This window comes from Leifsonia sp. 466MF, from assembly GCF_900100265.1.
Taxonomy (GTDB): domain Bacteria; phylum Actinomycetota; class Actinomycetes; order Actinomycetales; family Microbacteriaceae; genus Leifsonia.
Genome location: NZ_LT629696.1, coordinates 365,223 through 378,971, shown reverse-complemented (window position 1 = coordinate 378,971; position 13,749 = coordinate 365,223). Strand labels below are relative to the sequence as shown.

The following is a 13,749-nucleotide window of genomic DNA, read 5'->3' as shown; positions in this document are numbered from 1 at the left end:
CGGAGCGGGTTCCTGGTCGGCATACGCAACCGTCACAATCTCGGGCATAGATTACCGAGAGCATCTGGGACTGACTCTGGTGGGAGGGGATCCGCTGCCACCCCCGGACCCGGAGTCGACGCCCTCGCCGGTCCCCATCACCTACAGCGACGGCTCTTCGGAGGTCTTGGGATGACGACGCCGGAAGAGTCAGCTGCCATCGCGGACGCGGCAAACAACGCGGATCTCCTCTGGACCAACCCGCCATTCGCTTCAGGGCAAACGAGTACCAAGAGTCGACGCTCGCGCCTGTTGTTGAGCGTGAGTGTGGCCGTAGCAGTCGTCTTCGCATTGACGTCGTGCTCGATATTTGGAGGAAGTGCAGTGAACCAACAGGCTTCGACCGCGACGAACCTTGCGAATCAGAAGAAGGCAGCGCTCCTGTTTATAAGTGGCCGACCCGAAACGGAACGCATCAGGTACACCCAAGAAGGCAGCTACAGCGGCTCTGGATACTGGTCGGCCTATGCGACCGTCACCATTGCGGGCAAGGAATACGGAGAGCACCTCGGACTACAGGTTGTCGGAGGAGAACGGCTCCCCCCTCCAGACCCCCATGCGACGCACTCTCCGGTCCCCATCACCTATAGCGACGGCTCGTCGGAGATCCTGGGATGACGACGACGGAAGAGTCGGCTGCCATCGCGGACGCGGCATACAAGGCGGATCCTCTGTGGACCAACCCACCATATGGCACAGGTGAACGCTTCAACCCGCCGGCGAAACCTGGGCACGAATTCGAGGTTGTTCCGCCGCCACCCGCGAACGACCCGGTCACAGGGTTCCAAGCGATGACCGTGGTGCGGGTGGTGAATGACGAGCCGGACTACTCGCAGGTGTTCATCTCGTATGCCGGGACCAACCCGGGTCACCACGCGGACATCGGCGCTGACGGACAGCTGGTCATCGGCGGTCAGATCGCGGCGGGCACGCAGGCCGCTCAGGCGCTCGAATACGCCGAGAAGGTGAAGGCGAAGATACGCAAGGGCCACCCCGAGGCCACCTTCGAGACCGTCGGGCATTCGCTCGGCGGGTACCTGGCGATGTATGTGGCAGCCGAGTTGCATCTGCCGGCCACGGCGTTCAACGGCCCTGATCCGTGGACTGCTCTGTCCCCGCAGGCCAGGAAGTGGCTGCTCCAGAAGATCGCGGAGGGCGAGAACCCCCTGCGGAACTTCGTCAATGAGTGGGACCTGGTCGGCAACTCCTTCGAGAGTGGCACGGGCGCTGCGATCTTCGTCGCGGGGAGAAAGGGGCTCGGGTTCCTCGACTACCACAACATCTCCACCGGATTCCGCTTCGACGACAAGACCGGCGACGTGCTCGGCGCCGGTGTCTCGGGGCGAAGCCTCGTCGAGATCAGCGAGAACGCACTGCTGGTGTTACCCGAAGACCTCCGTCACCCCCTGGCGCTGGCCATGGCGGGGACGATGAACTCACTTCGAGACCCTCGAGTCGCGGCCGTGGCCGGCATGGCGGTCTCCGGAGTGATGGTGCTCGTCGACACGCTCGCCGCCACAGCCCTCGCCTCCGAGTTCATCCACATGCAGGCTCCGCTCAACAACATCAAAGCGCTGAACCTCGGCCTCGCCGCTCAGATGGAGGTCGGTCTGCGCGAGGCGAAGGACGCCGTGGCGATGATCCCGTTCCTCCGAGAGAGCGACATCGAGAACTGTGTCGCCACCCACCGGCTGCAGGTGCAGAACAACATCGACGAGCACGCCGTCAACACCGCGAACCAGCGAGTGGACGACCACCTCAGCCTGCTGGGCCAACTGGCGGCCGGCATCGGGTCTGCCGTCGAGAACGCCTACGCACAAGACGCCCAGTGGGCACGGAGCTACTTCGGGCACTAAGCCCGGAAAGGAAGACGTGATGCACCAAACGGATTGGAACAGCGCCGATCTCGCCGGCGCGAACCTCGGCGACCTGATCGAAGGGCTGGCGAGCGGCATCCAGGACGTCGTGGAAGGCATCCAGGGCGGCATCGACGCGCTCGTCAACGATGCCGCGGTGCGACTGCTGAACGCGGTCCTGCCGCTCATGGTCCACGGGAGGTACACGGCCATCCGGGCTGCCGGCTGGGTCGGGGTCGAAGCGAGCACGGTGGAGCTCACCGGGCGCGCCGCGGGCGTGACGGTCAGCAACGCCGTGCTGGCCGGACTCGTCGCCAAGAAGGTCGAAGAAGGTGTCGGCCGGATCACCTCCGAGCTCGACTACGCCCACGGAGTGAACAGCATCGCATGACCGACCACAGGACGCTCGGCGAGCTCGAGCAGGCACACGACGACGCGATCCGCACGGCCCGCGAGCGGGTACAACAGGCCGAGGACTACGTGACGAACTACCGCATGCAGATGAACCGCATGCAGGAAGACTTCTACAACCTCGCCACCCAGCAGGGCGTCGTCCACGATCCGGGGTTCCGTGAGGAGTTCCAACGGGTCTCCGACGGATTCGAAGAGAACGTGCGCGAAGCGGCGCGCGTGATCGCCGGCTTCGAAGAAGAACTCGACGAGTTGTCGGCACAGCACACCCGCGAACGCGAAGACTTCCTTCAGAACCGGCGGGACGACGTCGACAATCGCTATCGCTGAGCAGAGCGATTACCACCGCATCCCACCCCCGTCATCCCCTGCCCGCCCGCGCCCGGAGGGCCTACCGTCGACCGCGAGCACGCTGGATGTGCTGGCGGCGCCCCCGAGGCGTCCGACGTTTCCCGGCGTGTGTGGGGCGGACCCCGGGCGCCCGGCGTGAGCTGCTGGAACGCCCGGGGTCCGGTACTGCACGTATCCGGGGGGCAGGCTATGAGTTTCCGAAGTGCTCGCCCGGGGTTCGCCCAGCGTTGTCTGCTTGTCTGGGCGGGGTACTCGTCCGGCGATTAGATGCTGTAGATATGACCGTCCTCGTCGAACCGGATCTCCGCGCCGGCCTGCCGCTGCGCGCGGTCCGGCCGTGGACGATCGCGGTCGCCGCAGGGCTCGTCGCGACCATCCTGTGCGCCGCGTTCAGCTGGGTGCCGTCGCTGTGGGGCGACGAGGCGGCCACGCTGCTCTCGGCGAAGCGCCCGCTCGGGAGCCTGTTCGGGATGCTGCTGCACGTGGATGCGGTGCACGGCGTCTACTACCTCTTCATGCACGGCTGGATCCGGTTGGCCGGCGAGAGCGCGTTCGCCGTGCGGTTGCCGAGCGCGCTCGCGGTCGGCGCCGCGGTCGCTGCGGTGACGCTGCTCGCCGGGCGCCGGGGCGGAGCGCGGGCCGCGGTGGTCGCCGGCGTCGTCGCCTGCGTGCTCCCGCGGCTCACCTACGCCGGCGAAGAGGCGCGCTCGTACGCGTTCACGGCCGCGGCGGCCGCCTGGCTCACCCTGCTGCTGGTGTGGCTGGTCGACGGCGGCGGTCGACGGCTCGCCCCCGGCGCCCGACGACTCGCGTGGCTGCTGTACGCGGTCGGAACGGCGGCCGCGGCGTACCTCTTCCTCTATTCGGTGACACTCCTCGTGGCGCACGCCGCCATCCTGCTGTTCGCCCGCGCACCGCGGGACACGCTACGGAGGTGGGCCGTCTCCGCCGGCGCCGCCCTGCTCTCCGTCGCACCGCTGGCGGTCGTCGCCTACCTCGAGCGCGGGCAGATCGCCTACCTCAGCGGCGCGCCGGAAGAGGCATCCACCTGGTACTTCTTCCTCTGGTTCGGAATGCCATGGGTGGCGGTGGCCGCGTGGCCGCTCATCGGGCTCGCCCTGTGGCCCGCCTGGCGCGCGTGGCGGCTGCGCACCTCCGGCGCCGCGCTCCCGCTCCCGCCCGGACCCCGCGCTGTGTCGACCCGGCTCGTCGGCGCGACCTGGCTCTTCCTGCCGACCGGCGCAATGCTGCTCGTGAACCTGGCGTTCCCGATGTACACCGGGCGCTACTCCACCTTCGCCGCACCCGCGGCCGCGCTCCTGGTGGCCGAGGGAATCTTCGTGCTCGGCCGGACGCTCGGGCGGGATGCGCGGCGGACGGTGGCGATGACGGCCAGCGCCACGATCGCGTTCGCGGTGCTGTGCGCGCCGGTCTACGCCCTCCAGCGCGGGCCGTACGCCAAGAACGACAGCGACTGGGCGGAGGTCAGTGCGGCGATGGCCGCGAACGCGGGGCCGGGCGACGCCGTCGTGTTCGACGAGTCGGCCAAGCCGTCCCAGCGCCCCCGCCTGGCGATGCGCACCTACCCGGACGGCTTCCGCGGCCTCAAGGATGTGACGCTCCACGTGCCGTACGACCGCAACACCTGGTGGGCGGACCGCGCCTACTCGGTGGACCAGGCGGCGAAGCGCGGCCGGTTCGACGGCGTCGAACGGGTGTGGCTGATCGAGGTGGACGTCGAAGGCGTCGAAGACACGTGGGGGCTGGGCGAGCTGGAGTCGCTCGGCTTCGCAGAGACCGGACGCCGGATCGAGACGCACCGGAGCGCGATCATCGAGCTGACCCGGTAGCGCCCGCTCCGCCGTCCTCCTCCGCGGCAGCGCGAACGCGCGCGTGCCACTCCTCCCAGAACAGCCTCCACCCGGCGGCATCCGCGGCGTCCGAAGGCGCGGCCCGGGGCACGGAGCGGGAGTACACCGCCTCCACCTGCCCCACGAACGCGAGGACCGCCTCACGCCAGCGCGAACGGGTCAGTGCGGCCGTGCGGCCCTCGCGGGCGAGGGTGACCGTCTCGCCGTCCGTCGTCACCGACACGTCCACACCGGAGGGGCAGCCGAGGACGACGCAGCGGCCGGCGCTCTCGAACACGGTGTGTCCACAGCAGGGGAAGAGGAAGTTCCCGTCGGTGAGAGCATCTCCGGCACGGTGATCATCGCCGAGGGTGCGCAGCAGATACAGCCCCGCGGCCGACAGCGTGAACTCGCCATCGGACGGGTCCACGAGCGTCTGGTCCCCGACCGTCAACGACACCGTGCCGTGGGCGCACTGGTCGGAGCCGTCGTCCGGCCGGCCCGGGAGCCAGCCCGCCTCCACCGCCCGCAGTTCCCCCATCGCCCGCATCTCCTCCATCGACCTAGGCCGCGTCGACCGGCTGGATGAGCTGCGGCCCGTCGTCGGACGTCTTGAACGGCGCGACCTGGTCGAAGTGCAGCGTCTCCGCCTCGGCGACCCCCGCACGGACCGCTTCGTCGACGAGCGCCTGGTCGCCGACGATCGACGGGTCGATCCAGTGCTGCCACATCTCCTCGGGGAGGATGACGGGGTTGCGGTCGTGGATGTCGGCGAGCGTCTGCACGGCGTCCGACGTCAAGATCGTGGCCGTCAGCACCCAGCGGTCGGGGTCGTCGTCGGCCTTGCTGTGGTCGCGCCACCAGGAGTACAGCCCGGCGAAGCCCATCAGGCGGCCTTCCGGGTAGCGGATGAAGAACGGAGTCTTGCTGCCCTTCGGCCCCTGCCACTCGTAGTAGCCGCGCGCCAGGACGATCGCGCGGTGCGACTGCACCGGCTTCTTCCATGTCGACTTCTCGGCGATCTCCTCCGCCCGGGCGTTGAAGGTCGGGAACTTGAGCTTCAGGGTGTCGGACCAGGAGGGCACGAGCGACCAGTGGGCGCGCTCGAACCGCAACTCCCGGGTCTTCGGGGAGTCGATGAGGACGGGGATGTCGTCGGTCGGCGCGATGTTGTAGTCGGCCTCCCAGTTCGCCGTCCACTCCTCGGGCCGGCGACCGGTCGCCTCCACGAATTCCGTGATCTCGGCGTTGACCTTGTCGTCCATCGCGAACCTGCCGCACATGCCGCCAGCTTAGGCGCGACGACCGACATGTGACCCGAAAGGATGTTCGCCGACCGAAGTTGAGGAATTTTCACCCCCAAAAGCGGGTGACGCGAAGCTGAGAAAACGATGTATTCTCACTTTTGTGGATAGGTGAGGAACAGTCACTTAACGGTACCCGAACTCCGATCGTCCACACCACCCGAAGATGCACCAACCCGACCCGCAGGTGACAAACGTGTACCCGATTTCGCCACGCCGAGCGCTTCCCGCACTCAACCCCATCCGAACGGGGAGCGCTCGGCGCGCGCGATTCCACGACCGTCACCCCCTGAGCGGAGTCGGCGGCGGTGAAGCCGTTCGAGACCACGGTTTCCCCCCAGCCGCCGTCGGCTCCCCGGTGGGCCGTCTCGTGGAGGTCCTGGCATGACTGTCATCCGCCCGCGCCTCCACGCGCCGGTCGCCCCCAGCGCGCTGCGCGGACTGAGCTCCGAGCGCAACTGGGCCCGCCTCTACCGCTACCGTCTGCTCGCCACCGACACGGCCATCATCCTGGTCGCCACGATCGGCGCGGTCTTCGTGCGCTTCGGCTTCGACGACGCGGCGGCGCCGACGTCGGTGTTCCACATCGACTACCTCTACCTGTCGCTGATGATCGCCGCGACCTGGCTCTTCACGCTCTCCGTCTACCACACGCGCGACGCGCGGGTCGTCGGGCTCGGCGTCGCCGAATACCGCCGCGTCGTCTCCGCGACCGCGACGACCTTCGGCCTGCTGGCCATCCTCTTCCTCGTCGCCAAGGTCGACATCGCGCGCGGCTACTTCATCGTCGCGCTGCCAGCCGGCCTCGCCGGCGTCCTGTTCTCGCGCTGGCTGTGGCGCCACTGGCTCATCCGCCAGCGCATCTTCGACCACTACCTCTCGCGTGCGCTCGTGGTCGGGCGCTTCGACGACGTCGACTACGTCGTCCGCCAGATCCACCAGAAGTCGGGAGCGGCCTACAACGTCGTGGGTGCCGCTCTCGACACAGGAAAGCGCAAGGGGGCGAAGAAGGACGCCGAGATGCGGCGCCGGATCGCCGGCCCCGAGCGTGAGGTACCGATCGTCTCCGACCTGTCGGGGGTCGCCGACGCTGCGGCGCGGCTGGGCGCGGACACGGTGATCGTGGCCGGCCGCGCCCTCAGTGGCGGGGACTTCGTCCGCAAGCTGGCGTGGAAGCTGGAGGGCACGGCGACCGAGCTGGTGCTCGCCTCGCCGCTCACCGATGTCGCGGGTCCGCGCATCCACTTCCGTCCTGTCGAGGGCCTTCCGCTCATCCACGTGGAGATCCCGCAGTTCGAGGGCGGCAAGCACGTGCTGAAGCGCGCCTTCGACTTCTTCGCCTCCGGCCTCGCACTGCTGCTGCTCTCGCCGCTCTTCCTGGCGATCGCCCTGCTGGTGAAGCTCGACGACAACGGGCCGGTCATCTTCGCGCAGGAGCGCGTCGGCCGCAACGGCGAGCGCTTCAAGATGTTCAAGTTCCGCTCCATGGTCGTCGACGCCGAGGCCCGCCTCGCCGCCCTGCAGGAGAAGAACGACGGCCAGGGACTGCTCTTCAAGATGAAGAACGACCCCCGCGTGACCCGCGTCGGCCACTACCTGCGCAAGTTCTCTCTCGACGAGCTTCCGCAGCTGGTCAACGTGTTCCTCGGCGACATGAGCCTGGTGGGCCCGCGCCCGCCGCTGCCCGCCGAAGTCGAGGGCTACGAGAACCACGTCCACCGCCGCCTCTACATCAAGCCGGGACTCACCGGGATGTGGCAGGTGAACGGTCGATCCGATCTCTCCTGGGAGGAGAGCGTCCGCCTGGACCTCTACTACGTGGAGAACTGGTCGCTGACCGGCGACCTCGTCATCATGTGGCGCACCGTGAAGGTGCTGACACATCCCGTGGGGGCGTACTGATGCGCCCCCGCACCCAACCTCCTCGCTCCCTCCCCCGACCGAAAGACACCGAGGTTGTCATGAGCACAACACAACGCCCACGCTCTCGCTCACTGGGCATCCTGACCGCCGTCCTCACGGCGATCGGCCTGGTCTTCGGCGGACTCGCCATCGCGCAGCCCGCCGCAGCGGACACGGCCCCACCCGACCCGACGAACCCGGCGACGCCGATCACCGTCAGCGACGACGTGCTCCCGACGCCGCAGATCAACGGCGTCGCATGGGCGCAGACGGTCGTCGGCAACACGGTCTACGTCGCGGGCAAGTTCACCTCCGCCCGTCCGGCAGGGTCGCCGGCCGGGACGAACGAGGTTCCCCGCAACAACCTCCTCGCGTACGACATCACGACGGGCGCGCTCCTCCCCTTCGCGCCGAACCTGAACGCGCAGGCGCTGGGCATCACCGCATCGCCTGACGGCAGCCGGATCTACGTGGTGGGCGACTTCACCTCGATCGACGGCAAGGGCTACTACCGCCTGGCCGCGTTCTCCACCGCGACGAACACGATCATCAGCGCGTTCAAGCCGATCATGGAGTCGCAGACGCGCGCTGTCGCCGCATCCAACACGGTGGTCTACACCGGCGGCGACGCATCCACCATCAACGGCGTCGCCCGTGCGTACGTCGGAGCGGTGAGCGCCACCGACGGATCCACCCTCAACTGGCAGGCCAACGCGGACGCCCCGGTGGATGCGCTGACGCTGACCAAGGACGGCTCCAAGCTGATCGTCGGCGGCCGCTTCCAGAACATCGGCGGCGTCGCCAACTACGGCCTCGCCGCGGTGGACGCCAGCACCGCCGCCATCCTCCCGTTCGCTGCGAACCAGACGGTGCGCAACGCGGGAACCCAGGCGAGCATCACCGCCCTCTACGCGACCAGTGACCGGATCTACGGCTCCGGTTACGTCTTCGGCCAGGGCGGCAACCTCGAGGGCAGCTTCTCGGCCGACCCGAACACCGGGTCGATCAACTGGGTCGAGGACTGCCACGGCGACACGTACTCGATCTACCCGCAGGGCGACAACGGTCCGCTCTACGTCGCCGGCCACCCGCACTACTGCGGCAACATCGGCGGCTTCCCGCAGACCAGCCCGCAGTGGACGTTCTACAACTCGATCGCGTTCAGCAAGGCCGCGACCGGGACGATCACCGCTGACCCGTACGGCTACTACAACTGGGCCGGCACGCCGTCCCCGTCGCTGCTCGACTGGTTCCCGAAGTGGACCGTCGGCACCTTCACCGGTCAGAGCCAGGCCACCTGGAGCGTCTCGGGCAACAGCAAGTACGTCGTCTACGGCGGCGAGTTCCCGACCGTGAACGGCATCGCGCAGCAGGGCCTCGCCCGCTTCGCCGTCCCGTCGTCCGCACCGAACAAGGTCGGCCCGCAGGGCATCCCGCTCACGCCGACGGCAGCTTCGTTCAACGCAGGCGAGGTGCGCGTCAGCTTCGCCGCCACCTACGACATGGACAACGGCTACCTGACGTACAAGGTCTACCGTGACGCGGGCACCACGCCCGTCTACCAGACGACCGTCCGCTCGAACTTCTACACGCGGCCGATGATCGGATTCACCGACAAGGGCCTCACGCCCGGCAGTCACCCGATCTACCACGTGAAGGTCTACGACCCGTTCAACAACACCACATCGCGTGACACCAACGCGATCACGGTCGCGGCCACCAACAGCGGCGGACCCTACGCCGACTCGGTGACGCAGGCGGGCGCCTCCGCCTACTGGCCGCTGGATGAGGCGAGCGGCACCACCGCGTTCGACCACATCGGCTTCAACGACCTGCAGGAGACCGCGATCACCCAGGGCGCCGCTGGACCGATCTCCGGAGTCACGGCGAGCACGTTCAACGGCAGCACCAGCCTGGCCGTGACGCCCACCGCGATCACCGGACCGGACACGTTCACCGTCTCGGCCTGGTTCAACACCACGTCCACCAGCGGCGGCAAGATCATCGGGTTCGGCAACGCCAACACGGGCACCTCCGGCAGCTACGACCGTCACGTCTACATGGACAACAGCGGGCGCATCTACTTCGGTGTCTACCCGGGATCGGTCCAGACGCTGAACAGTGCCGCCGGCCTCAACGACGGGCAGTGGCACCAGGTGACCGCCTCCCTCGGCGCCAACGGCATGCGGCTGTACATCGACGGCAAGCTGGCCGGCTCCCGCACCGACGTGACCAGCGGCCAGGGCTACACCGGCTACTGGCGAGTCGGCGGAGACAACATCGGCGGTTGGCCCGGCCAGCCGGCGAGCAACTTCTTCGCCGGCAGCATCGGGCAGGTCGCGATCTACCCGACCGTGCTGGACCGCACCACCGTGGTGAACCAGTACGTCGCCTCCGGACGCCCGTCGCCCCTGGCGCCGGCCCCGGCCGACGCCTACGGCGCCGCGGTGTACAACGGCAACCCCGACATCTTCTGGCGTCTCGACGAGACCAGCGGATCGACGGCCAACAGCGCCGACGCGTACACGAACAACGGCACGTACTCCGGCACGGCCACCACGAAGAACCAGACCGGCGTCCTCCCGGGCACCGCGGACAAGGCGGTGAAGTTCAACACCAATATCAACGGTTCGAACGGCGGCATCGTCACCAGCAACCAGCAGTTCGCGAACCCCACCACCTACACCGAGGAGATCTGGTTCAAGACCAGCACCACCAAGGGCGGCAAGCTGATCGGCTTCGGCGACGCCAAGACCGGTCTGTCGGGCAACTACGACCGTCACGTCTACATGCAGAACGACGGACGGATCGTGTTCGGCACCTGGACCGGGCAGGCGAACACCATCACCTCGCCCAATCCGCTGAACAACAACCAGTGGCACCAGGCGGTCGCCTCGCAGGGCGCCGACGGCATGAAGCTGTACGTCGACGGCCAGCTCGTCGGCACCAACCCGGCGACCGGAGCGCAGGCCTACAACGGCTACTGGCGCATCGGCGGCGACAACACCTGGGGCTCCGCCGGCCCGTACTTCAACGGAACGCTCGATGAGGCCGCGGTGTACTCCACGGTCCTGTCGGCTCAGGATGTGGCCAACCACTACAGCCTGGCCACGACCGGCACCCTGCCGAACCAGACCCCGGTGGCCTCGTTCACCCAGAGCACCTCGGTGCTGACGGTGAATGTGGATGCGTCGGCGTCGTCCGACCCGGACGGCACCATCGCCTCCTACGCCTGGGACTTCGGTGACGGCTCGACCGGCACGGGAGCGACCGCGTCGCACACCTACAGCGGCACCGGCGTCTACGCCGTGACCCTCACGGTGACCGACAACCAGGGCGCGACCAACGCGACGACGCAGAACGTCGGCGTCACCGCACCGCCGCCGAACCAGCCCCCGGTGGCCGCATTCACCTCGAACGCGACCTTCCTGGACGCCTCGTTCGACGCATCCGGCTCGTCCGACCCGGACGGCACCATCGCCTCCTACGCCTGGGACTTCGGAGACGGAGCGACGGGGACCGGCGCGACCGCGACCCACAGCTACGCCGCCGCGGGCACGTTCACGGTGAAGCTGACGGTGACGGACGACAAGGGAACGCCGACGAGCGTCCAGCACGACATCACCGTGCAGGCTCCGCCGCCGAACCAGCCGCCCGCGGCCGCGTTCACCTCGTCGGTGACCAACCTGTCGGCAGCGTTCGACGGCTCGGGCTCGACCGACGCGGATGGCACCATCGCCTCCTACGCCTGGGACTTCGGTGACGGAGCGACGGCGACCGGAGCGACCACCACCCACGCCTACGCAACGGCCGGCACGTTCACCGTGACCCTGACGGTGACGGACGACAAGGGAGCGACCAACCAGGTCCAGCACCAGGTCACCACCACCGTCCCGCCGAACCAGCTGCCGACCGCCTCCTTCACGGCGACGGCCAGCAACCTGCAGGTGTCGGTGAACGGCAGCGCATCGGCCGACCCGGACGGCACCATCGCCTCGTACGCCTGGGCGTACGGTGACGGGGCCACCGGGACCGGAGCCACCGACAGCCACACCTACGCGGCGGCCGGCACCTACACGATCACGCTGACGGTGACGGACAACCGCGGAGGGACAGCCACGGCCACCAAGACCGTGACGGCCACCGCGCCGGCGCCCAACGCGATCGCTCAGGACGGCTTCGAGCGGACGACGGCCAACGGATGGGGCACCGCCGACATCGGCGGGGCGTGGACGCTCTCGGGCGGCGCGACCAGCTTCAACACCACCAACGGCCTCGGCCAGCAGGTGGCGGCGGCCGGGTCCACCAAGACGGCCCTGCTCAACGCGGTCACCTCGACCCGGTCGGATGTCACGGTCACCATCTCCGCAGACAAGGCGGCGACCGGCGGCGGCATCTACTACTCGGCGATCGGCCGCATGGTCGGATCGACGGACTACGAGGGCCGCGTCTGGGTGAAGGCGGGAGGCGCCGTGCAGCTCCAGCTGCTGCAGGGCTCCACCACCCTCCAGGCCGCGAACATCACCGGGCTGACCGCTCTCGCGGGTGACCAGCTCAAGGTGCGGGTCCAGGTGTTCGGCACCTCGCCGACCACCATCCGCGCCAAGGTGTGGGCCGCAGGCGGCACCGAGCCCGCGAACTGGATGCTCAGCACCACCGACACGACCGCCGCCCTCCAGGTGGCCGGTACGACCGGGCTGCGCACCTACATCTCGGGCACCGCGACCGACATCCCCGTCACCACCCGGTTCGACAACTTCGCGGTGGTTCCGGTCCCGTGAGCGCAGCGAGCAGAGCTCGCCGCACCATCCTCGTGGCGCACCCCGGTTCGGAGCTTTACGGCTCCGACCGGGTGCTCCTCGAGTCCGTGAGCGGGCTGGTCGACGACGGCTGGGACGTGGTGGTGGCGGTCCCCGGTGACGGCCCTCTCGTCTCCGAACTGCGGCGGAGGGGCGCACGGGTGGAGCTGTGCGCGTCGCCCGTCCTCCGCAAGAGCGTCCTGCGGCCGCGGGGCTTCCTCCGCTTCGCCGCGACGACGGCCCGAGGCATCCGGTCCGGCTCCGCGCTGCTGCGCCGTGAGCGGCCGGCGGCCGTGTACGTGAACACGGTCACCATCCCGCTGTGGATCGGGCTCGCCCGACTGGCCCGTGTGCCGGTCGTCGCGCACGTCCACGAGGGCGAGGCCACCGCATCCCGCCTGGTGAAGCGCGTCCTCTCGGCGCCGCTGCTGCTGGCGGGGAGCGTCATCGCCAACAGCCGCTTCAGCGTCGGCGTGCTCGAGAGCGCCTTCCCGGCTCTCGGGCGCCGCACCCACATCGTCTACAACGCCGTGCCGGGTCCGGAGACCCGCAGCCCGGCCCGCCCGGAGCTCGACGGCGACCTCCGGGTCACCTACATCGGGCGTCTCTCGCCCCGCAAGGGCGTCGACGTCGCCATCGACGCGATCGCCGAGCTCGACGCCCGCGGGATCCCCGCCCGCCTCGACCTCGTCGGCGCCGTCTTCCCCGGCTACGAGTGGTACGAGCGCGACCTGCGCGACAAGGTGGAGGCCAAGCGCCTCCAGTCGCGCGTCTCCTTCCGCGGCTTTCAGCCGTCCGTCTGGGACTTCCTGAGCACGGGTGACGTCGTCCTCGTGCCGTCGGTCGCCGACGAGCCGTTCGGCAACACGGCGGTCGAGGGCATCCTCAGCGGACGTCCGGTGATCGCCAGCGCGACCAGCGGGCTCCTGGAGGCGACCGACGGTTACCGCACCACGGTCACCGTCGAGCCGGGCGACGCGACGTCGCTGGCCGACGCGCTCGAGCGCACCATCGCCGAGTGGGAGGCGTCGGCGCCGCTCCTCGACGACGACGCCGAGACCGCACGGCGCAAGCACAGCCCGGAGTCGTACCGCCGGCGCATCGCGGAGCTCGTCCGGGCCGTCGCCCGCCACTGATCACGCGTCGCGCCGATCAGGCGTAGCGCCGATCAGGCGTAGCGCCGATCAGGCGTAGCGCCGATCAGGCGTAGCGCCGATCAGGCGTAGCGCCGATCAGG

At 68.9% G+C, this 13,749-nt stretch carries 9 protein-coding genes; 7 read left to right on the top strand and 2 right to left on the bottom strand.

Going from position 1 to position 13,749, the window contains the following annotated elements; translation table 11 throughout:
* The first annotated feature begins 830 nt into the window (after positions 1 to 830).
* The 4 genes from BLR91_RS01795 (at position 831) to BLR91_RS01780 (ending at position 4,507) form a co-directional block, all read left to right on the top strand.
* Positions 831 to 1,895: a hypothetical protein gene (locus tag BLR91_RS01795; RefSeq protein ID WP_089877706.1), complete on the top strand. Its 1,065-nt coding sequence runs from the start codon at positions 831 to 833 to the stop codon at positions 1,893 to 1,895.
* A gap of 19 nt (positions 1,896 to 1,914) precedes the next feature.
* On the top strand, positions 1,915 to 2,286 hold the full coding sequence (locus tag BLR91_RS01790) for a hypothetical protein (RefSeq protein ID WP_089877709.1): 372 nt from the start codon (positions 1,915 to 1,917) through the stop codon (positions 2,284 to 2,286).
* A complete protein-coding gene (locus BLR91_RS01785) occupies positions 2,283 to 2,636 on the top strand; it encodes a hypothetical protein (RefSeq protein WP_089877712.1) in 354 nt (117 codons plus the stop codon). Before BLR91_RS01790 ends, BLR91_RS01785 begins: the two co-directional genes overlap by 4 nt.
* Positions 2,637 to 2,935: 299 nt before the next feature.
* On the top strand, positions 2,936 to 4,507 hold the full coding sequence (locus BLR91_RS01780; RefSeq protein WP_089877715.1) for a glycosyltransferase family 39 protein: 1,572 nt from the start codon (positions 2,936 to 2,938) through the stop codon (positions 4,505 to 4,507).
* On the opposite strand, the gene BLR91_RS01775 is transcribed toward BLR91_RS01780, so the two are convergent.
* Together BLR91_RS01775 and BLR91_RS01770 are read right to left on the bottom strand one after the other, a co-directional pair.
* Complete coding sequence (locus BLR91_RS01775; protein ID WP_089881619.1) at positions 4,488 to 5,048, bottom strand: hypothetical protein; 561 nt, start codon at positions 5,046 to 5,048, stop codon at positions 4,488 to 4,490. The two genes, BLR91_RS01780 and BLR91_RS01775, sit on opposite strands and share 20 nt — an antisense overlap.
* A 22-nt stretch (positions 5,049 to 5,070) precedes the next feature.
* A complete protein-coding gene (locus BLR91_RS01770) occupies positions 5,071 to 5,790 on the bottom strand; it encodes an SOS response-associated peptidase (RefSeq protein ID WP_081626621.1) in 720 nt (239 codons plus the stop codon).
* A gap of 405 nt (positions 5,791 to 6,195) precedes the next feature.
* On the opposite strand from BLR91_RS01770, the gene BLR91_RS01765 reads away from it, so the two are divergent.
* Genes BLR91_RS01765 through BLR91_RS01755 form a run of 3 tightly spaced genes read left to right on the top strand, consistent with a single transcriptional unit; the run spans position 6,196 to position 13,648 of the window.
* Positions 6,196 to 7,713: a sugar transferase gene (locus BLR91_RS01765; RefSeq protein WP_089877719.1), complete on the top strand. Its 1,518-nt coding sequence runs from the start codon at positions 6,196 to 6,198 to the stop codon at positions 7,711 to 7,713.
* 59 nt (positions 7,714 to 7,772) lie between these two features.
* On the top strand, positions 7,773 to 12,494 hold the full coding sequence (locus BLR91_RS01760) for a PKD domain-containing protein (RefSeq protein ID WP_089877721.1): 4,722 nt from the start codon (positions 7,773 to 7,775) through the stop codon (positions 12,492 to 12,494).
* Positions 12,491 to 13,648, top strand: coding sequence for a glycosyltransferase (locus tag BLR91_RS01755; protein ID WP_089877724.1), 1,158 nt, complete (start codon positions 12,491 to 12,493; stop codon positions 13,646 to 13,648). The genes BLR91_RS01760 and BLR91_RS01755 overlap by 4 nt, the downstream gene beginning before the upstream one ends.
* Positions 13,649 to 13,749 lie beyond the last annotated feature (101 nt).